A 20,220-nucleotide genomic window follows, 5' to 3' on the forward strand; every position below is an offset into this window, starting at 1 on the left:
ATGACGCGCGCGCGGCCTGGCGGCCGCCCGCGCGGTGTTGCGAAGGCGCGCGCCCCGGCAGGGTGGCGCGCGCCGCGGCTTGCGTCTACAGCAGGCCCTTTTCCTTGAAGTACTTCTGGGCGCCCGGGTGCAGCGGCGCGGACAGGCCGTTCTTGACCATGTCGGCGGCCTTCAGGTTGGCGAAGGCCGGGTGCAGTTTCTTGAAGTCCTCGAAGTTGTCGAAGACGGCCTTGACCACCAGGTACACCGTCTGCTCGGGCACATCCTCGGAGGTGACGAAGGTGGCCGTCACGCCGTAGGTCTTGGTGTCTTGCGGATTATTGGGATACAGGCCGCCGGGGATGGTGGCGAGCGCGTAATACGGATACTTGTCGACCAGCTTGTCGACCGCCGGGCCGGTCAGCGACACGAGTTGCGCGCCGCAGGTCGTGGTGGGGTCCTGGATGTTGGCCGAGGGGTGGCCCACGCCGTAGAAGAAACCGTCGATCTTGCCGTCGCACAGCGCCGGCCCGTGTTCGTCGGGGCGCAGTTCGGAGGCCAGCGAGAAGTCCTTCAGCGTCCAGCCCATGCTGGCCAGCAGCTCTTCCATCGAGGCGCGCGTGCTCGAGCCCGGGTTGCCGACGTTGAAGCGCTTGCCCTTGAAGTCCTCGAACGACTTGATGCCGGCTTCCTTGCGGGCCAGCACGGTAAAGGGCTCGGGGTGGATGGAGAACACCGAGCGCAGCTTCTTGTACGCGCCGCCTTGCTTGAACTGGCCTTCGCCGTTGTAGGCATTGAAGCCGACGTCCGATTGCACCACGCCCAGGTCCAGTTCGCCGGCCTTGATGGTGTTGACGTTGAACACCGAGCCGCCGGTCGATTCGACCGAGCAGCGCACGCCATGGCTGGCGCGGTCCTTGTTGACCAGGCGGCAGATCGCGCCGCCGGCGGCGTAGTACACGCCGGTCACCCCGCCGGTGCCGATGCTGACGAACTTCTGCTGGGCCGCCGCTGGCGTGGGCGCGGCCCACGCCAGCGCCACGGCGGCGCAGGCGGCGGCCAGGCTGAAGGCTTTGCGGTGGCCCAAGGTGTGTTTGACTGACTTGCCCATACAAACTCCTTTTGGGGTTTTTCCCCGTGGTGTTGCCGGTCTGTGCCGGCGGTCTGCGCTGGCGCCCGTGACGCCAGCCGCTACTGAGTTGCGCGCCGCGCGTGGCCTTCAGGCGCGCGTCTGCGCGATGGCCGCGTCGATGGCGCCGGCCAGCCGCTCGACGAGCTGGTCCAGTTCGTCGTCGGCGATGATGAACGGTGGCGCCACGAGCACATGGTCGCCGTGGCGGCCGTCGATGGTCCCGCCCATCGGATAGACCATCAGGCCGCGCGCCATGGCCTCGCGCTTGATGCGTGCGTGCAGGGCCAGTTCGGGATCGAAGGTCGCCTTGGCGGCGCGGTCGCGCACCAGCTCCACGCCCAGGAACAGGCCGCGCCCGCGGATATCTCCCACGTGCGGATGTGCGCCCAGCGCCTGCATCAGGCGCTGGCGCAGCCCGTCGCCTTGCTGGCGCACGCGCGCCAGCAGGCCGTCGCGGCGGATCACTTCCTGCACCGCCAGCGACGCCGCGCAGGCGGTCGCGTGGCCCAGGTAGGTATGGCCGTGCTGGAAGAAGCCGCTGCCCTTGCTCATGGCGTCGACGATGCGGCCTTGCGCCATGACGGCGCCGATCGGCTGGTAGCCGCCGCCCAGGCCCTTGGCGATGGTGATCAGGTCGGGCACGATCTCCTCTTGCTCGACGGCGTACAGCGTGCCCGTGCGGCCCATGCCGCACATCACTTCGTCGGCGATCATCAGGATGCCGTAGCGGTCGCAGATCTCGCGGATGCGGCGGAAGTATCCGGGCACGGCGGTCAGCGCGCCGGCGGTGGCGCCCACCACGGGCTCGGCCACGAAGGCGATGACGGTGTCCGGGCCCAGCCGCTGGAAAGTGTCCTCCAGTTCGCGCGCCAGCCGTTCGCCGTACTGCTCGGCGCTTTCGTCCTCGCGCTGGTCGCGGTAGGCATAGCACGGCGCAACGTGCGCCACGTCGATCAGCAGCGGCGCGAACTGGGCGCGCCGCCATTCGTTGCCGCCCACCGCCAGGGCGCCCAGCGTATTGCCGTGGTAGCTCTGGCGGCGCGCCACCAGATGGCGGCGCTGCGGCTGCCCGATCTCCACGAAGTACTGGCGCGCCATCTTCAGGGCCGCCTCGATTGCCTCGGAGCCGCCCGAGACGAAATAGGCATGGCTGGTGCCGGCCGGCGCGTCGGCTACCAGGCGGTCGGCCAGGCGCTCGGCGATCTCGGTGGAGAAAAAGCCCGTGTGCGCATAGGCCAGCGCATCGATCTGCGCGTGCATGGCGGCCCGCACGTCGGGGTGGTTGTGGCCCAGGCACGAGACGGCCGCGCCGCCCGAACCGTCGAGGTAGGCGCGGCCGGCCTGGTCGTACAGCCAGACGCCTTCGCCGCGCACGGCGACCGGCGGAGTATGGCGCAAGGAGCGATGAAGGACGTGGGTAGTGCTCATTCCGGTATTCCTGGTAGGAGAGGCAAGAGGAGTAGGGCGGTCATGCCGCTTCCCGCGGCATGCCGCGGCCAGGCCGCGCCTTGTCGCGGCGCGCGTGCGCCGGCGACCAGTACACCTGCTCGGCCTGCAGGCGCGCCTCGATTTCGGCCAGGCGCGCCAGGGCGGTCTCGCCGCCGCAGGCGGCCAGGCGGGCGATCAGGTGCTCGGCCAGGCCCAGCAGTCCGGCGGTGGTGTGAAAGAACGAGCCCGGACCGCGCTGGGCCGGCTCGGCATAGACCCGTTCGCGTTCGGGCCGCGCGAACAGCAGCACATGGCCGGCCTCCAGCGCCAGGGGCGAGAGCGGGTCGTCGGTGAGCGCCACGACGGTCACGCCGCGCTGGCTGGCCTGGCGCGCCAGGTGCACCGTGGCTGCCGGGTAGGGCGCCTGCGAAATCGCCACCAGCGCGTCGCCGGCCTGCAGGTTGTCGATCTGTTCGGCCGGCGCGCCGCCCAGCCCGTCGATCAGCAGGCCATTGCGGCGTACCAGTTGGTAGGCGTAGCGCATCTGGTGCGCGATGCCGAACGCCGAGCGGGTGCCCAGGAAGCCGACCTGGCCGGCGGCCAGCAGGGTCCTGGCCGCGGCATCGAAGGCGGCCGGCGGGTTGAGCGCCCGGATCGAGCCGATGGCCTGGGCCTGCAATCCCGTCAGTACGTCATGGCCGGGCGCGGCGCCGGCGTCCTGCGCCGCTTGCAGTTCCGCGGCGCGGTCGCGCCATCCCGACCCGCCGGCGGCGGTCAGCGCCTGCTGGAAGGGTGCGCGGAAGTCTTCGTAGCTGCCGCAGCCTGCCGCCCGCGCCAGGCGCAGCATGGTGGCTGGCGCCACGCCCACGGCCTGGGCCTGCCGGCGCATCGACCACAGGCCGACTTCGGCCGGGTGCGCGGCCACCCAGCGAGCGGCGCGCTGCAGTTCGGCGGGCAGGTTGTCGAGCAATGACTGGAGGGTTTCCAGCATGGACGGGGCAGGGGTGGGGGGCATGGCGCGAAACAGGATAAAAAACACATGATATATCTCGCTAAAAATAAAAAACATGTGTTTTATACGGCCTACGGGTAATCCACTAAGCCCCCTGGGAAGATTCGCCGGCCGAAGCGATCATGACGGCAATTACCGGAAAAACGCTCGCATTGAATTACATCTTGCCGGCAATTCTGGTTTGACTTGAATGAATTGCAGGCATATCATTTGAGTAGAAATCAATTTTGTCCGAACCTCTTTTTCCTGGCTATGAACAACGTCGCTCAGACTGATACGCCGCAGCAATACGATCTACGCATCCTGCGCGCGCTGCGCCGCATTACGCGTTCCATCGCGCTGCATTCCCGGCAATTGGCGGCCGTCAGCCACATCACCGCTCCGCAGCTGATGTGCCTGCGCGCCGTGATCGCCGGCGGCCCCATGACGGCCACGGCCATCAGCCGCGAAATCCACGTCAGCCCGAGCACGGTGGTCGGCATCCTGGATCGTCTCGAAGACAAGGGCCTGATCCGCCGCGAACGCGGCCGGGAAGACCGCCGTATCGTGTTCGTCACAGCCACCGAGGGCGGCCGCACGCTGGCCGCCGAGGCGCCGTCGCCGTTGCAGAAGCATCTGGCCGACGGCCTGAATGCCCTGCCCGAACTGGAGCAGGCAACGATCACGCTGGCGCTGGAGCGCATCGTGGCGTTGATGGAACAGGAGGGGCATGCCGTCGAGGCGGCCGGCGAAGGATCGCCGCCCATACTCGAAATGCCTACTGGCGGCGCGCCCCCGGAATCGGGACTGGTAGTATGAGAAAAGACGAAACATCGAATACCTCGCCAGATATCTCCGTCGCGCAGCCGGCCAGCGCCTTGCGCTACCACCTGCGCCCACCCCGCCGCAACGACGGCGCGGCCATACACCAGTTGGTGTCCGAGTGTCCGCCACTGGACCTCAATTCCCTCTACGCCTACCTGCTGCTGTGCGAGCACCACGCCCATACCTGCGTGGTCGCCGAAAGCCCGGGCGGACGTATCGACGGGTTCGTTTCCGCTTATTTGCTCCCGACCCGGCCCGACGTGTTGTTCGTCTGGCAGGTCGCGGTGCATTCCCGCGCACGCGGCCATCGGTTGGGCCGCGCCATGCTTGGCCACATCCTGGAACGCCAGGAGTGCAGGCATGTTCGACATCTTGAAACCACGGTGGGGCCTGACAATCAGGCTTCGCGCCGTACCTTCGCCGGCCTGGCCGGCGAGCGGGGCGCGCATGTCTCCGAGCAGCCGTTCTTCGACCGGCAGGCTTTCGGCGGCGCAGACCATGACGACGAGATGCTGTTGAGGATAGGTCCGTTTACGCATCCGCCGCACTAGCAGGGCGGGCCGTACGGCCTATCGGAACCGGGACGCAGCGTAAAGCCTGGCCGCCGTAGCGGCAGCAGGCCGGCGCTGGCCGTCTGTCAACTTATATGAAGGGAGGATTTATGGACTTGAAAATCTTTGACCGAATGGAGTCGGAAGTGCGGGGCTACATTCGGTCTTTTCCAGTGATATTCAGCCAGGCACGCGGTTCGCTGCTGATCGATGAGGAAGGCAACGAGTACATCGATTTCTTCAGCGGCGCCGGCACGCTGAACTACGGCCATAACAATCCGGTCTTCAAGGAACGCCTGCTGGAGTATCTGCACTCCGACGGCGTGGTACACGGCCTGGACATGGCCACCAGCGCCAAGAAGCGCTTTCTCGAAACGGTGGACCGCGTGCTGCTCAAGCCGCGCAACTGGCAGTACACCCTGCAGTTCACCGGCCCGACGGGTACCAACGCGGTCGAGGCGGCGCTGAAGCTGGCCCGGCAGGTCAAGGGGCGTTCGAACATCATCTCGTTCACCCACGGGTTCCACGGCGTCAGCGGCGGCTCGCTGGCGGCGACGGCCAATGCCAAGTTCCGCGACGCGGCGGGCGTATCGCTGGGAAATACCACGTTCATGCCGTATGACGGCTACTTCGGCCCGGACGTCGACACCATCGCCTACATCGAGCGCATGCTGGACGATCCCAGCAGCGGGCTGGACAAGCCGGCCGCGGTGATCGTCGAGACCGTGCAGGGCGAGGGCGGCGTCAACGTCGCGACGCTGCGCTGGCTGAAGGACCTGCAGAAGCTGTGCCGTCGCCACGACATGCTGATGATCGTCGACGATATCCAGGTCGGCTGCGGCCGTACCGGCAGCTTCTTCAGTTTCGAGGCGGCCGGGATCCAGCCCGACATCATCACGCTGTCGAAGTCGCTGTCCGGTTTCGGACTGCCCATGTCGCTGGTGCTGATGAAGCCCGAACTGGACGTCTGGAAGCCGGGCGCCCACAGCGGCACGTTCCGCGGCAACAACCTGGCCTTCGTCACCGCCACGCAGGCGCTGGAGACCTACTGGTCCAGCGATGCGTTCTCCAACGAGGTGCAGCGCAAGGAGCGCCTGGTGCGCGACTGGCTGGAGAACCTGGCCCACAGCTATCCCAACGCCGGCCTGGCCGTGCGCGGCCGCGGCCTGATCCAGGGCCTGGTGGCGACCGCCGAGCCGGAACTGGCCAATCGCATCGCCCGCAAGGCTTTCGAGCGCGGCGTGGTGATCGAAACGTCGGGCGCGCAGGACGAAGTGCTCAAGCTGCTGCCGGCGCTGACCATCGAGGACGAGCTGCTGACGCGCGGCCTGGACCTGATCGAGGCCAGCGTTGCCGATGCGCTGTCGGAAGAGCAGCCTGCCGCCCAGGTACTGAAATTTGGAGGAAAACGTCGATGATCGTACGCAACGTGAAAGATGTGATGGGAACCGAGGACGAAGTCCGCACCGATACCTGGGTCAGCCGCCGCGTGCTGCTGAAGAAGGACGGCATGGGGTTCTCGTTCCACGAAACCACCATTTTTCCGGGCACCCGCACCCATATCCATTACAAGAACCACCTCGAAGCCGTGTGGTGCATCGAGGGCGACGGCTCGATCGAAACGATCGCCGATGGCAAGACGTATGAATTGGGTCCGGGCGTGGTCTATGCCCTGAACGAGAACGACGAGCACTGGCTGTGCGGCGGCAAGCAGCCGCTGCGCGTGATCTGCGTGTTCAACCCGCCGCTGACCGGCCAGGAAGTGCATGACGCCGAAGGCGTTTATGCGCTGGTCGAGGAAGCGGCCTGAGAACCAAGGAGGCTCATTATGATTTCACCTGCTCAGGATCCGTACGCCTCGCGTACGGATCGCAGCTCCGCCATCATTGCCCGCCAGGATCCCGTGGTCTATGGCGAGGGCAAGTTTGCCGACGCATTGTCGGCCGACCAGGTCCAGTCCTACGAGCGCGACGGCTTCCTGCTGCTGGAGAACCTGTTCTCCGATGAAGAGGTTGCCGCATTGCTGGCCGAGGTCGAGCGCATGACGCGCGATCCCGCCATCGTGCGCCGCGAAGAAGCGATTACCGAACCGGGCAGCAACGCGGTGCGTTCTATCTTCATGGTGCATGTGCTCAGTCCGATCCTGGGCCGCCTGGTGCGCGATCCGCGCCTGGCCAATGCCGCACGGCAGATCCTGGGGGCGGAGGTCTATGTCCACCAGTCGCGCGCCAACATGAAGCCGGGCTTCAAGGGCAAGGAGTTCTATTGGCACTCCGATTTCGAAACCTGGCACGTCGAGGACGGCATGCCGTCGATGCGCGCGCTCAGTTGCTCGGTGCTGCTGACGGACAACAACGAGGCCAACGGCCCGCTGATGCTGGTGCCGGGCTCGCACCGCCAGTTCATCTCGTGCGTGGGCGAGACGCCGCGCGACCATTACAAGCAGTCGCTCAAGAAGCAGGAGTATGGCGTGCCCGATCCGGTCAGCCTGCAATTGCTGGCCGAGCAGGGCGGCATCAGCACCATGACCGGCAAGGCCGGCTCGGTGGTGTTCTTCGACTGCAACACCATGCACGGCTCCAACAGCAACATCTCGCCGTGGCCGCGCGCCAACGTGTTCATGGTCTACAACAGCATGGAGAACACGCTGAACCCGCCCAAGTACGGGCTGAATCCGCGGCCCGAGCACATTGCCACCCGTCAGGCGTTCAAGGCGGTGCGTCCGCTCGATAGCCTGAAACTGGTCGAGCGCTAGGCGCGGCGCGGCCTTCGGGCCGGCCTGCGTTTGGCTTGAGCCCCGCGAACCCCCGCGGGGTTTTTTTATGGCCCGCTCAGGCCGCGCCCGTGCGCGCCGTGGCCCGGGATCGAGAAAAAAAACGGTGACAAATCAGTGTGTTGCAGATTTGTACGTACAGGTTGTACGTATAGGATTAGAATGGCGCTTTTCCCAGCAGCTGTGTTCCCTCTGGTGCATAAGCAAAGCAAATCCTACGGAGACAACCTGTCATGACTACCGAAGTTTCCCGCGTACCGTTCTACACAACCATGATGAAAGTGCCGGGCGGCCTCATGCTGCTGCCGCTGATCCTCGGATCGCTGCTGGGTACGTTCGCGCCGGACGCGCTGGCCATCGGCGGCTTTACCACCGCACTGTTCAAGAACAGCGCGCTGCCGCTGATCGCGCTGCTGATCTTCGCCACCGGCACGCAGGTCAACATGCGCACCGGCGGTCCGATCCTGGCCACGGCAGGCACCATCCTGCTGATGAAGACGCTGGTGCCGGCCACGCTGATCATCCTGCTGGGCCATTTCGTCGGCCTGGACGGCGTGCTGGGCATTTCCATCCTGGCCATGCTGGCCGCCTTCGACAACAGCAACGGCGGCCTGTGGCTCGCCTACACCGGGCAATACGGCGACAGCCGCGATCGCGGCGCCTACGTCGCCAGCGCGGTCAACGACGGCCCGTTCTTCAGCCTGCTGTTCCTGGGCGCCTCGGGCCTGGCGGATATCCCGACCATCGCACTGGTGGCGGCGCTGGTGCCGTTCCTGCTGGGCGTGGTGGTGGGCAACCTGGACATCGAATGGCGCAACGTGCTCAAGCCGGTGCCCAACATCGTGATCCCGTTCTTCGCCTTTGCGCTGGGCACCGGCATCAACCTGGGCGCGGTGATCTCGGGCGGCATGAGCGGCCTGGTCTTGGGCCTGCTGATCAGCCCGATCACCGGCGCGCTGGTGTACTTCGGCTACCGCTACATCCTGCGCCGCGGCGGCAAGAGCGGCCTGGGCTTTGCCGCCGGGACCACCGCCGGCAACGCCATCGCCACGCCGGCCGTGGTGGCCGCCGCCGATCCGTCGTTCCAGCCCTATGTCGCGACCGCGACCGCCCAGGTGGCCGCGTGCGTGCTGATCAGCTCCATTCTTGCGCCGGTGCTGGCGTCGTACTTCCTCAAGCGCGCCGGCGAACTCAAGCCGGTGGAGCAGGAGCCGCAGGACGAGCGCACCGGCCAGCCCGCCGAAGTGAGCCTCTGAATGGGCGGGCCGTACATAGGCATCGTGGCCGACGACCTGACCGGGTCGGGCGACACCGCGGTGCAGTTCGTGCGGGCCGGCTGGGCGACCCAGCTGTCGGTGGGCGGCGCCGAGCAGGCGCTGGCCGATCCGGCCGTGCGCCCGGCCGAGGTGCTGGCGGTCACGACGCACAGCCGCCCCTTGGCGGCGGCGGATGCCGCCGCCGTGGTGCGCGGCGAGGTCGAGAGGCTGCGCGCCGCCGGCGTGCAGCGCCTGTATAAGAAGGTCGATTCGACCTTGCGCGGCGCCTTCAAGGCCGAGATCGACGCCGCGCGGCTGGCCTGGGGCGAGGATGCCATCGCGGTGGTCTGCCCGGCGTTTCCCGTCACCGGCCGCACGGTGCGCCAGGGCGTGCTGTACGTGGGCGATCGGCCGGTCACCGAGACCTCGGCCGCCACCGACCCCGTGACGCCGGTGACCGAGTCGCACATTCCCACCCTCTTGGGCTGTGCCCAGCTGGCGGCGCAGGCGGGGGAAACCCCGGCCGAACTGGCGCGGCGCATCGCCGCCGCCGCTCCGGTGGTCGTGGTCGATGCCCTGGACGACGCCGATGTGCAGCGGCTGGCGCGCGCCATCGGCGTGCTGGGCCAGCGCGCCGTGCCCATCGGCTCGGGCGGGCTGGCCGCGCCGCTGGCGCGGGTATGGGCTGGCGGGCAGGCGGCCGGCCCGGTGCTGGTGGTCGTGACTTCGCAGCACAGCGCGGCGCGCCAGCAGGCCGCCGCGCTGCAGCAGGCCGGCGCGCGCACCTGGGCGCCGACGCTGGCGCAACTGGCCGATGACCGCAACTGGGCGGCCTGGACCGCCGAGGTCGAGGCGGCCGAGCACGGCATGCCGGCGGTCGACGCCCTGATGCTGCTGGCGCCCGAAGGGCGCCTGGCCGGGCTGGACGCAGACAGCGTCGCGCGCAGGCTGGGCGAGCTGGCCGCGCGCCTGGTGCTGGCGCACGGCGCGGCCGGCGTGGTGGCCACCGGCGGCGACGGCGCCAGCGCCGTGCTGGCGGCATTGCAGGCCAGCGGTATTGCGCTGGTCGACGAAGTCACCGGCGGCGTACCGCTGGGCACCCTGACCGGTGGCCAGGCGGCAGGGCTGCCGGTCGTGACCAAGGCCGGCGGCTTTGGCGAGCAGGATGTATTGATCCGGGCCGCGCAGGCGATCCGGGAACGGAGATTCACGAAATGACGCAAGACGCTACCCCCTCCCGCATTCCCACCCTGGCGGTGACGCTGGGCGACGTGGCGGGCATAGGCCCGGAAATCACCGCCAAGATGCTGCTCGGCCACGACGAGCTGCGCCAGCGCGCCCGGCTGCTGGTGGTCGGCGACGCCGCCGTGCTGGCCCAGGCCGTGCAGGCCGTGGGGGGCGATCCGGCGCGGGTACGCGTCATCGCGACGCCGGCCGAGGCCACCAACCAGCCCGGCAGCATCGAAGTGATCCAGGCCGGCCCGTCGCTGGCGCACGTGCCGCCGGGCCAGTTGAGCGCCGAGGCCGGCGACGGCTCGGTGCGCTACGTCACCACGGCCTGCGCGCTGGCGCGCGACGGCTTGATCGACGGTATCGTCACCGCGCCGCTGAACAAGGCCGCCATGCACATGGCCGGCCACAAATGGCCGGGCCATACCGAACTGCTGGCGCACGAGTTCGGCGTCAAGACCTTCTCGCTGGTGCTGTCGGCCGGCGACCTGTATATCTTCCACGCCACCACCCATGTGTCGCTGCGCCAGGCCATCGAGGATGTGAATCCGCAGCGCATGCGCGCGGTGCTGCGCCTGGCCGGCTCGTTCGCGCGCGCGCTGGGCCGCGCCGACCATCCGGTGGCGGTCGCGGGCCTGAACCCGCATGCCGGCGAGAACGGCATCTTCGGCACCGAGGACGCCGAGATCCTGGCGCCGGCGGTGGCGCAGGCCAATGCCGAGGGCATCCTGGCGGCCGGCCCGATTCCGGCCGACGCGCTGTTTCCGCAGGCCGTGCGCGGCAAGTGGAAATTCGTCATCGCCTGCTACCACGACCAGGGCCATGCGCCGTTCAAGTCGGTCTATGGCGACGACGGCGTCAACATCACGGTAGGCCTGCCGGTGGTGCGCGTGTCGGTCGACCACGGCACCGCGTTCGACATCGCCGGCAAGGGCATCGCGCGCGAGGACAGCCTGGTGCTGGCCGCCGAGCGCGCGGCGCAGCTGGCGCCGGGTTGGCATCAAGTATGGGAAACTGCGCGCTCCACGACTGGAGGCTGATCGCATGGCGTTGTCCGCCATTGAACCCTTTGCGCTGGACCGTTCCGGCGCAACGCCCCTGCATGCGCAGGTGGCGGACGCAATCCGCAACCATATCCGCGATCACCGGCTGACCGCCGGTACCGTGCTGCCCAGCGAAGCGGCGCTGTGCTACAGCTTCGGCGTGGCGCGCAGCGTGGTGCGGCAGGCCCTGGGCGCCCTGGTGGCCGAAGGGCTGATCCGTCGCGACCCGGGCCGCGCGCCGGTGGTGGCGCCGCCGCGCGAACACCGGCGCATGGTGCAGCGCTCGGCCGGCCTGTACGAGCAGTTCGCCGGCCTGGGCGTGGCGCTGCGCACGCGCGTGCTGGCCTGCCGGCCCGCCGAGCCGCCGCCCGAGGTGGCGGCCTTCTTCGGCACGACCGAGACGCTGCTGCTGGAGCGTTTGCGCAGCGTCGACGCCCAGCCGCTGGCCTACGTGCGCACCTGGCTGCCGCGCGCGGCCATCGCCGGGTTGGCGGCGGACCACCTGCAGGACGCCTCGCTGCACCGCGTGCTGGCGCAGCGCTTCGGCCTGCGCCCGGGGCGCGGCCGCAACCGCATCCGGGCCGTGGCCGCCGAAGCGGCGCTGGCGCAGGCGCTGGACGTGGCGCCAGGCAGCCCGCTGCTGATGCTGGAAGGGCAGGGGCTGGACCAGGACGGCCATCCGCTGGAGTGGTTCACCACCTGGCATCGCCCCGAAAACCTGGTGTTCGACGTGGACGTGGGGCAGGAGCGGGAAAGCGTGCAGCCTGCGCTCACCTGCGGGACGGCCGCCGTGGCGCCGCCGGCCGTGGCCGCGCCGCCGTCCGGCGCGCTGGACGCCGTCGAACAGTCGCTGCTGCAGGCGCTGCAGGCCGTGCGGCGGGCCCGCGGGGACCAGCAGGAGTAGGGCAGGCGCGCGCCATTTCGTGCCGGCCTGCGTCAGCTGCTATTCTTGACGCCTTCTCCTGTCAGGTCGCGTCGCCATGTCCACCCGCATCCGCAGTCTGCATATCTATCCCGTCAAGTCCTGCGCCGGCATCGACCTGGCCGAATCGATCGTCGATCGCGCCGGCCTGGCGCACGATCGCCGCTGGATGGTGACGACGGCCGCCGGCCAGTTCATGACCCAGCGCCAGTATCCGCAGATGGCGCGCATCCGCACCGCGCTCGAGGACGGCATGCTGGTGCTGCGCGCCCCGGGCATGGAAGACTTGCGCATACCGGCGGATGGTTCGGAGCTGGCCGAGCGCACCCAGCCCATGGGCGTGTGGCGCGATACGGTGATCGCCCGCGCCGAACATCCGCGCAGCGCCGAGTGGCTGAGCCGCTTCCTGGGGCTGCCGTGCCGCCTGCTCAAGATCGACCTGCGGGCGGACCGCTCGGCCAATCCCGAATGGGTCGATACCTGGCTGGAGCGCCACCCCGAGTGGGCCGAGGATTTCGCGGGCGACCATTTCTTCGGCTTTGCCGACGGATTTCCGCTGCTGGTGGCCAACCAGTCGTCGCTGGACGAGTTGAACGAACGCCTGGCGGCGCGCGGCCAGGCGCCGGTGCCGATGAACCGCTTTCGCGCCAATATCGTGGTCGAGGGCGACTGGCCGGCCTAGCTGTCGATTCTCAATAGGTTATTCACATCTGGGATACGCGTGATGGGTGGCTGATGTCCGAGAGCGGAGTGTGGCCGACACCAGTTGTAGCGGTCAATGAAGGGCTGCAAGGCAGCCTGTCGTTCGGCTGAGCTCGTGTAGGGCCTGGCGTATGCCCACTCCCGTAAGCAGGTCTGCACGAGGCGCTCGGCCTTGCCGTTGGTCTTGGGGGTGTAGGGGCGGGTGCGGATGTGACGGATTCCCAGCTCCACGCACACCGCCCGAAAGGTCCTGGAGACGTAGCCGCTGCCGTTGTCGGTCATCACGCGGTCGATGCGCACGCCCAGACTGGCGTAGTAGGCGGTGGCTTGGTGCAGGAACTCAGCGCACTGATCGCCGCCCTCATCGTCGAGGATGCGAGCAAAGGACACGCGCGAGAAGTCATCGATGGCCAGGTGCACAGCGTCCCAGCCAATGCCGCGGTTGCGGTTCTGGGCCCGATCGCCGGTGATGCGATGGCCCACGCCCCGGATGCGGCCCAGCCGCTTGGTGTCGATGTGCAGCAGCTCGCCTGGGCTGGCGCGTTCATAGCGGCGCACCGGCGCCGGCGGCTCCAGCGAGGCGAGTCGACTCAGGCCGATGCGTTCCATATACCGCGCCACGGTGGCCAGGCTGCGGCCGGCTTCACGCGCGATGCGCCACAGCGGCAGACGCTGGCGGCGCTGCTGGGCGAAGTGCTCAACCTGCTCGGGCGCACAGGCCTTCGGGCTGCGGTGCGGGCGAGAACTGCGGTCAAGCAGGCCGTCCAGACCTTCGCTTCGGAAGCGGGCAAGCCACTTGTAACCGGTGCGCAGGCTCACCCCTGCCGCCTGGCTGGCCTGCCTCATCGTCCAGTTCTGTTGCATCACCCTGTTAACAAGAAGGGCTCGACCTAGGCGGGTCAATCGCGCATGCTTATGGTTGTTCATCCAGTGTCCTGCCCTGAGTTGCGATGGCGTGGTAACCACAGCATCCCAGGTCCGGCCTGGATGAACAACCTATTGAGACATCACACCTAGACCGCCTGCATCGTGGCCGGCGGCGTGCGCATGGCGTTCGTCAAGCCGTGCACGCGCTGTCCGATGCCCAATGTGGACCAGGTCACCGCCGAGGTATACGACGAGCCCGGCCTGACGCTGACGACCTTCCGCTCGCTGGAGATCGGCGTGGTGTTCGGCCAGAACGCCATCGTCGACCGTACCGCCCCGGCGCCCTTGCGCGTGGGCGACGCGGTCGAGATCGAACTGAATTTCTAGCCCCGCGCGCCGCTGCGCGCGCGTCGGCGGCGGCAAAAAATATAGAATGTGGGTTTGCGCGGGCACAGCCGGATGCCGGGCGTATTCGAGCACGCTTGCGCGGTCCGGCCCGCGCGCCAGGAAATTTGCTATGCAACGCATCATGCTGCGGGCGAAGCTGCACCGCGTTACGGTCACCGAGGCCGATCTGCACTACGAGGGATCGTGCGGCATCGACGAAGACCTGCTGGACGCCGCCGGTATGCGCGAGTTCGAACGGATCGAGCTGTACAACGTCACCAACGGCGAACGCTTCGACACCTACATCATCAAGGCGGCCCGCGGCAGCGGCGCGATCTCGCTCAACGGCGCCGCGGCGCGGCGCGCGCAGGTCGGCGACCTGCTGATCATCTGCACCTACGGGCCGATGTCGGAAGAGCAGTCGGCCACGCACAAGCCGCAGGTCGTGCTGGTCGACGACGCCAACCGCGTCAAGGAAATCCGTAAATTCCCGGCCTGACGGCCGTTGCGCGCGCGCCCGGCAAGGGCGCCGCGGTCACTTCCGATTCGTATCGCTATGAGTTTCCAGGTTACTATCGAACCCAGCAAGCACCAGTTCCAGGCCGAGGCCGGCCAGACGGTCCTGGATGCGGCCCTGGCGGCCGGCATCGTGCTGCCCTATAGCTGCCGTACCGGCGCGTGTTCGACCTGCAAGGGCAAGGTCGTCGCCGGCGAGGTGGATGCGGGGCCCTATCCGGCCCAGATCCTGTCGCCCGAGGACCTCGCGCAGGGCTACACGCTGTTCTGTCAGGCCAAGCCGCAAAGCGACCTGGTGGTCGAGTCCACCGAAGTGCGGCTGGCCAGCGACATCCAGATCCGCAAGCTGCCTTCGCGGGTGCAGACGATAGAGCGCGTCGCGCCCGACGTCGCGGTGCTGAAGCTGCAATTGCCGGCTTCCGAGCAGTTCCGCTACTACGCCGGCCAGTACATCGAAGTCATTCTCAAGGACGGCAAGCGCCGCAGCTACTCGATGGCCGGCGCGCCGCATACCGGCAGCCCGCTCGAACTGCATATCCGCCACATGCCGGGCGGGCTGTTCACCGACCACGTATTCGGCGCGGGCGATACCCAGATGAAAGAGCGCGAGATCCTGCGCCTGGAGGGGCCGTTCGGCTCGTTCTTCCTGCGCGAGGACAGCGACAAGCCCATCGTGCTGCTGGCCAGCGGCACCGGGTTCGCGCCGGTCAAGGCCATCGTCGAGCACATGATCCACAACCAGATCCAACGGCCTGCCGTGCTGTACTGGGGCGGACGGCGCCCGCGCGACCTCTACCACGACGCCTTGGCGCAATCGTGGGCCGGGAGCCTGCCGGGCTTTCGCTATGTGCCGGTGGTGTCCGACGCGCTGGACGAGGACGGCTGGAGCGGCCGCACCGGCTACGTGCACGAAGCGGTCATGCAGGACCTGTCCGACCTCTCTGGTTACGAAGTGTATGCATGCGGCACGCCGCTGATGGTCGACGCGGCGCGGCGCGAATTCAGCGCGCAGTGCGGCCTGCCCGCCGAGGCGTTCTATGCCGACGCCTTCACCTCGGAAGCCGATCTGGCCAAGGCCACGCCCTGAGGGCGGGCCAGCGCGGGAACCCGGGGCGGCATCCTCACACGCGGCGCGTGCAAATGGATACCGCCCTTTTTTTAATGTCATAGGCGCGCCTGGCGCGCCGGAGTAAACTGCCGGCCAGCATATTGACCGGTCATGCGGCCGCGGTGCGCAGGTCGGGCCCGCCGATCCGACCCGCACCCAGGGAGCGATTCAGGAATGAAAGTAGCGGTATTGGGCAGTGGCATCATAGGAGTCTCGAGCGCCTGGTGGCTGAGCCAGGCAGGCCACGATGTCGTGGTCGTCGATCGATGCACCGGCGCGGCGCAGGAAACCAGCCTGGCCAACGGCGCGCAGATATCCGTGTCGTACGCCGAGCCCTGGGCCAATCCGCAGGCGCCGTTCAAGCTGCTGAAGTGGATGTTCCAGGACGACGCGCCGCTGCTGTTCCGGCCGCAGCTCGATTGGCGCCAATGGCAATGGGGCCTGGCTTTCCTGCGCGAATGCCTGCCGTCGCGGCTGGCGCCCAATATCCGCGCCATGGTGCGCATGGCCGAATACAGCCGCGCCACGCTGCAGGGCATGCGGGCCGAGCTGGGCATCCAGTACGACCATCTCGAGCGCGGCATTCTCAATTTCTACCGCGACCAGCGCGAGTTCGAGACCTCGCAGCGCGCCGCCGGCCTGATGCGCGACTTCGGCGTCGAGCGGCGGGTGATCAACGCCGACGAGGTGGTGGCCATCGAGCCGGCCCTGGCCCCGCATCGCCAGACCATCGTCGGCGGCGACTATACGCCCGAGGACGAAAGCGGCGACGTGCATCTGTTTGCCGCCGCGCTGGCCCGGCGCTGCGAGGCCGCCGGCGTCGAGTTCCGTTTCTCGACCCGGGTGACGCGCCTGCTGGGCGAAGGCGGGCGCGTGCAGGGCGTGGAGCTGATCGAACCCGACGGCCGCTACGGCCGGCTCGATGCCGACGCCTTCGTGGTGGCCATGGGCAGCTTCAGCGCGCAACTGGTGCGTCCGCTGGGCGTGCCATGCATGGTGTATCCGGCCAAGGGCTATTCGGCGACCTTCCCGGTGCGCCCGGGCGCGCTGGCGCCGGTGGTCAGCCTGACCGACAGCAGCCACAAGGTGGTGTTCTCGCGCCTGGGCGAGCGCCTGCGCATGGCCGGCACGGCCGAACTGTCGGGTTATTCGCGCGGCTTGAATACCGGCCGCTGCGAAGCCATGACGCGCCTGGCGCGCGAACTGTTTCCCGATGCGCTCGATTTCGAGCGCGTCAGCTACTGGTCGGGCCTGCGCCCGTCCACACCCTCCAACGTGCCCCTGATCGGCCGCACCAGCGTATCCAACCTGTACCTCAATACCGGACATGGTACGCTGGGCTGGACGATGGGGGTGGGCTCTGGCCGGGCCCTGGCCGACCTGCTCAGCGGGCGGCGGCCGGAACCGGAATTTCCCTTTCTTGGTCTGTGAACCTATGAAGAAACTGCAAATGACGGGCTTTGCCCGCGCGATGCGCGCCAGCCGGCGCGCTTGTGTGCTGGGCTTGGCGATGGCCGCGATGGGCGTGGCGCAGGCCGCCGACTCGGTCGAAATCCAGGTCTGGCATACGCTGTCGGGTCCCAACAAGGCCGAATTCGAGAAACTGGCCAAGCAATTCAACAAGGAGCAGGGCGACGTCGTCGTCAAGCTGCGCGATTTCGGCAACCAGGACGACCTGAAGAAGGAGGCCGTTTCGGCCGTCAAGTCCAAGAAGGGGCCGAACCTGGTGCAACTGGCGGACAACCACTCGCCGGAAGTGGTCGCCGAGCACAAGTCCATCCTGCCGCTGCATCAACTGCTGGCCAAGTACCCGGTCAAGGACCTGAACTGGTTCCTGCCGTCCACCACCAGCTTCACGCGCGACGGCAAGGGCCGCCTGCTGGCCTTCCCGTGGATGGCCGAAGTGCCGGTGATGTTCTACAACACCGCGTACTACAAGAAGGCGGGCCTCGACCCCAACAAGCCGGCGCGTACCTGGGCCGATCTGCAAGCCGAGCTGCTCAAGCTGCGCGACGTGGCCAATATCGATTGCCCGTATGCCACCAGCGACCAGGTCACGGTGCACCTGGAGAACCTGGCGCCGGTCAACAACCAGTTGTACGCCACCCTGAACAACGGCCTGGACGTCGCCAAGAAGGGCTCGCCGTCCATGCAGTTCGACACGCTGTACATGCGCCACGTCTCGCTGATGGTGAGCTGGAAGCGTTCGCTGCTGTTGACCGCGTATTCGGACGACAACAAGAGCGACCAGCTGTTCGCCAAGGGCGAGTGCGCCGTGCTTACCACCAGCTCGAGCGCGCTCGGCCAGTTCCTCAACACCCGTTCGCTGTCGTTCGGCGTGGCGCCGCTGCCGTACTACGACCAGGTCACCAAGACCGGCGGCCGGCCGTTCGTCAGCGGCTCGGCGCTGTGGGCCATGGAAGGCCATCCGCAGGCCGAGGAAAAGGCCACCGCCAAATTCCTGGCCTGGCTCTCCAAGCCCGTGATCGCCGCCGAATGGCACCAGCGCACCGGCTACCTGCCGCTGACCGAGGCGGCCTTCCGCGCTTCGGACGTGTCGTTCTACAACAAGGTGCCCGGCGCCCAGCAACTGGTCGAGCTCATGCGCAACCCGCCGGCCGCCACCAGCCGGGGCTTTCGCATCGCCAACTACGAGCGCATCGAACCGGTGCTCAACACCCAGCTGACCGCGGCCTTCGACGGCAAGACCCCGCCGGTCGCGGCGCTGAACAATGCCGCTTCGCAGGCGCGCTCGCTCGCCGCGCAACGCTGAGCGTTCAGGCGACGCTACAGACCCGGGCCGCTGGCCCGGGTTTTTTTTGGGTTCATCGCGCAATAGCGTGGAGGGGTTTGGCAAGTTTTCGTATTCTTGACGGCAGGTATTTGCCATCAGGAGTGCAGGGAGATGCTGGATCGCAAGTTGCTGGAGTCGCTGGGAGGCTGGCAGGGCTATGGCGTCGAACGCGTGGAATGGCCCGAAGACCCAGGGCGCACGCTGTCGATCTATTTGAAGCCAACGGCCAAGGTGATGCTGTGCGAGCAGTGCGGCGCGCGGTGTCGCCAGGTGCATGAGACCACGGTTCGACGGGTGCGAGATCTGCCGTTATTCGAGTATCGGGTCGTTCTGCACGTGCCGCGCCGACGCTTGTGGTGTGAGCAATGCGGCGGCCCGCGCCTGGAGCGGCTTGCCTGGCTGGGGCGATATCAACGGGTGACGGATCGGCTGGCGCAGGCCTGCAGCCAATTGCTGCAATCGAGCAACGTGCAGGCGGTGGCGAGGTTCTTCGAACTGGGTTGGCATACCGTCAAGACGCTGGACAAGGCTCGGCTGCGTGCGTCGGTGCGCGAACCGGATTGGTCCAAGATCGAGTATTTGGCGATGGACGAGTTTGCCCTGCACAAAGGGCATCGCTACGCGACAGTGGTGGTCGATCCGATCGGCAGGCAGGTGCTGTGGATTGGCCCAGGACGCTCACGCGAGACGGCCCGGGCGTTCTTCGAACAATTGCCGCCTGGGGCCGCCCAACGCATCAAGGCCGTTGCCATCGACATGACCACCGCCTACGAGTTGGAGATCCAGGCCCACAGCCCACAGGCGGAGATCGTCTATGACTTGTTCCATGTCGTGGCCAAGTATGGACGAGAGGTCATTGATCGGGTGCGCGTGGATCAGGCCAATCAACTACGCCAGGATCGTCCCGCACGCAGGATCATCAAATCGAGTCGCTGGCTGCTGCTGCGCAACCGTGACAACCTGGATCGGCAGCAGGCCGTCCGGCTCGACGAATTGCTGCAAGCCAACCAGCCGCTGCTGACGGTCTATGTCCTGCGTGACGAACTCAAACGGCTCTGGTTCTACCAAAGACCTGCCTGGGCAAGACAAGCCTGGAACCACTGGTACGAGCAGGCCGAGCAAAGCGGAATAGCCGCCTTGAACACCTTCGCTCAGCGCTTGAAAGGCTATCTGCACGGCATCCTGGCCAGATGCCGACATCCCCTGAACACCAGCATTGTCGAGGGCATCAACAACACTATCAAGGTCATCAAGCGGCGCGCTTACGGCTACCGCGACCAGGAATACTTCTTCCTCAAAATCCGTGCCGCCTTCCCCGGCAATGCGCGATGAACCTTTTTTTGCCGCCGGGCCGTCCCAAGGCAAAAAGGCCCCCTTGGGGGGCAGCAAGCCCGCGCAGCGGGCGCAGCGTGGGGGCGTTTTTTTGCCGCCGGGCCGTCCCAAGGCAAAAAGGCCCCCTTGGGGGGCAGCAAGCCCGCGCAGCGGGCGCAGCGTGGGGGCGTTTTTTTGCCGCCGAGCCGTCCCAAGGCAAAAAGGCCCCCTTGGGGGGCAGCAAGCCCGCGCAGCGGGCGCAGCGTGGGGGCATTCTTTTCCGCGGCGTCCACGGACGGCCGGCGCCGGCGCGCGTCGAGTCAAGTCCCGATGGCACATTGATCCGGCTCGGCATGTACGAATTGTAGGCAGACCCCGCCACGGCCACACTGAGGCCTCGTCGAA

18 protein-coding genes and 2 pseudogenes are annotated in these 20,220 nt (G+C 67.5%); 16 read left to right on the plus strand and 4 right to left on the minus strand.

Features of this window, described 5'->3' with window-relative positions:
- Positions 1-85: 85 nt before the first annotated feature.
- The 3 genes from LK409_RS07410 to LK409_RS07420 all read right to left on the minus strand — a co-directional run bounded on the left by LK409_RS07410 (position 86) and on the right by LK409_RS07420 (position 3,608).
- On the minus strand, positions 86-1,090 hold the full coding sequence (locus LK409_RS07410; RefSeq protein ID WP_010928259.1) for a TAXI family TRAP transporter solute-binding subunit: 1,005 nt from the start codon (positions 1,088-1,090) through the stop codon (positions 86-88).
- A 108-nt stretch (positions 1,091-1,198) separates the two neighbouring features.
- Positions 1,199-2,539: an aspartate aminotransferase family protein gene (locus LK409_RS07415; RefSeq protein WP_010928260.1), complete on the minus strand. Its 1,341-nt coding sequence runs from the start codon at positions 2,537-2,539 to the stop codon at positions 1,199-1,201.
- A 40-nt stretch (positions 2,540-2,579) separates the two neighbouring features.
- Positions 2,580-3,608, minus strand: a complete 1,029-nt coding sequence (locus tag LK409_RS07420; RefSeq protein ID WP_010928261.1) for a MurR/RpiR family transcriptional regulator — start codon at positions 3,606-3,608, stop codon at positions 2,580-2,582.
- Positions 3,609-3,803: 195 nt separating this feature from the next.
- Between LK409_RS07420 and LK409_RS07425 the strand changes: the two genes are divergently transcribed.
- From LK409_RS07425 to LK409_RS07470, 10 genes and pseudogenes are all read left to right on the plus strand, one after another.
- Positions 3,804-4,349, plus strand: coding sequence for a MarR family winged helix-turn-helix transcriptional regulator (locus LK409_RS07425; RefSeq protein WP_033447334.1), 546 nt, complete (start codon positions 3,804-3,806; stop codon positions 4,347-4,349).
- On the plus strand, positions 4,346-4,906 hold the full coding sequence (gene ectA, locus LK409_RS07430) for a diaminobutyrate acetyltransferase (protein ID WP_010928263.1): 561 nt from the start codon (positions 4,346-4,348) through the stop codon (positions 4,904-4,906). Before LK409_RS07425 ends, ectA begins: the two co-directional genes overlap by 4 nt.
- Before the next feature lie 110 nt (positions 4,907-5,016).
- A complete protein-coding gene (gene ectB, locus LK409_RS07435; protein ID WP_003810599.1) occupies positions 5,017-6,324 on the plus strand; it encodes a diaminobutyrate--2-oxoglutarate transaminase in 1,308 nt (435 codons plus the stop codon).
- Positions 6,321-6,716, plus strand: coding sequence for an ectoine synthase (locus LK409_RS07440; protein ID WP_003810601.1), 396 nt, complete (start codon positions 6,321-6,323; stop codon positions 6,714-6,716). The genes ectB and LK409_RS07440 overlap by 4 nt, the downstream gene beginning before the upstream one ends.
- A gap of 18 nt (positions 6,717-6,734) precedes the next feature.
- Positions 6,735-7,661, plus strand: coding sequence for an ectoine hydroxylase (gene thpD / locus LK409_RS07445; protein ID WP_010928264.1), 927 nt, complete (start codon positions 6,735-6,737; stop codon positions 7,659-7,661).
- A 251-nt stretch (positions 7,662-7,912) separates the two neighbouring features.
- Positions 7,913-8,935, plus strand: coding sequence for a 2-keto-3-deoxygluconate permease (locus tag LK409_RS07450; RefSeq protein ID WP_003818668.1), 1,023 nt, complete (start codon positions 7,913-7,915; stop codon positions 8,933-8,935).
- The gene (gene dtnK, locus LK409_RS07455) at positions 8,936-10,153 is read left to right on the plus strand and encodes a D-threonate kinase (protein WP_010928265.1); all 1,218 of its coding nucleotides are present in this window, start codon (positions 8,936-8,938) and stop codon (positions 10,151-10,153) included. It begins immediately after the preceding gene.
- Positions 10,150-11,205, plus strand: a complete 1,056-nt coding sequence (pdxA, locus tag LK409_RS07460) for a 4-hydroxythreonine-4-phosphate dehydrogenase PdxA (RefSeq protein WP_003810611.1) — start codon at positions 10,150-10,152, stop codon at positions 11,203-11,205. Before dtnK ends, pdxA begins: the two co-directional genes overlap by 4 nt.
- 4 nt (positions 11,206-11,209) lie before the next feature.
- Entirely contained in the window at positions 11,210-12,112 is a 903-nt protein-coding gene (locus LK409_RS07465) for a GntR family transcriptional regulator (RefSeq protein ID WP_010928266.1), read from the plus strand.
- Positions 12,113-12,188: 76 nt separating this feature from the next.
- Positions 12,189-12,809 (plus strand): annotated as a pseudogene (locus tag LK409_RS07470) (MOSC domain-containing protein); the annotation flags it as partial.
- Here the strand turns inward: LK409_RS07470 and LK409_RS07475 are convergent.
- Complete coding sequence (locus tag LK409_RS07475; RefSeq protein ID WP_010927371.1) at positions 12,809-13,759, minus strand: IS481 family transposase; 951 nt, start codon at positions 13,757-13,759, stop codon at positions 12,809-12,811. The pseudogene LK409_RS07470 and the gene LK409_RS07475 sit on opposite strands and share 1 nt — an antisense overlap.
- A 90-nt stretch (positions 13,760-13,849) precedes the next feature.
- Here LK409_RS07475 and LK409_RS07480 point away from each other — a divergent pair.
- The 6 genes and pseudogenes from LK409_RS07480 to LK409_RS07505 all read left to right on the plus strand — a co-directional run.
- Positions 13,850-14,086: pseudogene (locus tag LK409_RS07480) on the plus strand (MOSC domain-containing protein); the annotation flags it as partial.
- Between the two features lie 130 nt (positions 14,087-14,216).
- Positions 14,217-14,585, plus strand: coding sequence for an aspartate 1-decarboxylase (gene panD / locus LK409_RS07485; protein ID WP_003810617.1), 369 nt, complete (start codon positions 14,217-14,219; stop codon positions 14,583-14,585).
- 57 nt (positions 14,586-14,642) lie between these two features.
- Positions 14,643-15,689, plus strand: coding sequence for a CDP-6-deoxy-delta-3,4-glucoseen reductase (locus LK409_RS07490; protein WP_003810619.1), 1,047 nt, complete (start codon positions 14,643-14,645; stop codon positions 15,687-15,689).
- Positions 15,690-15,884: 195 nt separating this feature from the next.
- Entirely contained in the window at positions 15,885-17,141 is a 1,257-nt protein-coding gene (locus LK409_RS07495) for a D-amino acid dehydrogenase (RefSeq protein ID WP_003810621.1), read from the plus strand.
- 4 nt (positions 17,142-17,145) lie between these two features.
- On the plus strand, positions 17,146-18,483 hold the full coding sequence (locus tag LK409_RS07500; protein WP_003810623.1) for an extracellular solute-binding protein: 1,338 nt from the start codon (positions 17,146-17,148) through the stop codon (positions 18,481-18,483).
- Positions 18,484-18,615: 132 nt separating this feature from the next.
- On the plus strand, positions 18,616-19,836 hold the full coding sequence (locus LK409_RS07505; RefSeq protein ID WP_010927279.1) for an ISL3-like element IS1001 family transposase: 1,221 nt from the start codon (positions 18,616-18,618) through the stop codon (positions 19,834-19,836).
- Positions 19,837-20,220 lie beyond the last annotated feature (384 nt).

It is taken from the genome of Bordetella parapertussis, from assembly GCF_020735925.1.
GTDB classification, from domain to species: Bacteria; Pseudomonadota; Gammaproteobacteria; order Burkholderiales; family Burkholderiaceae_B; genus Bordetella; species Bordetella pertussis.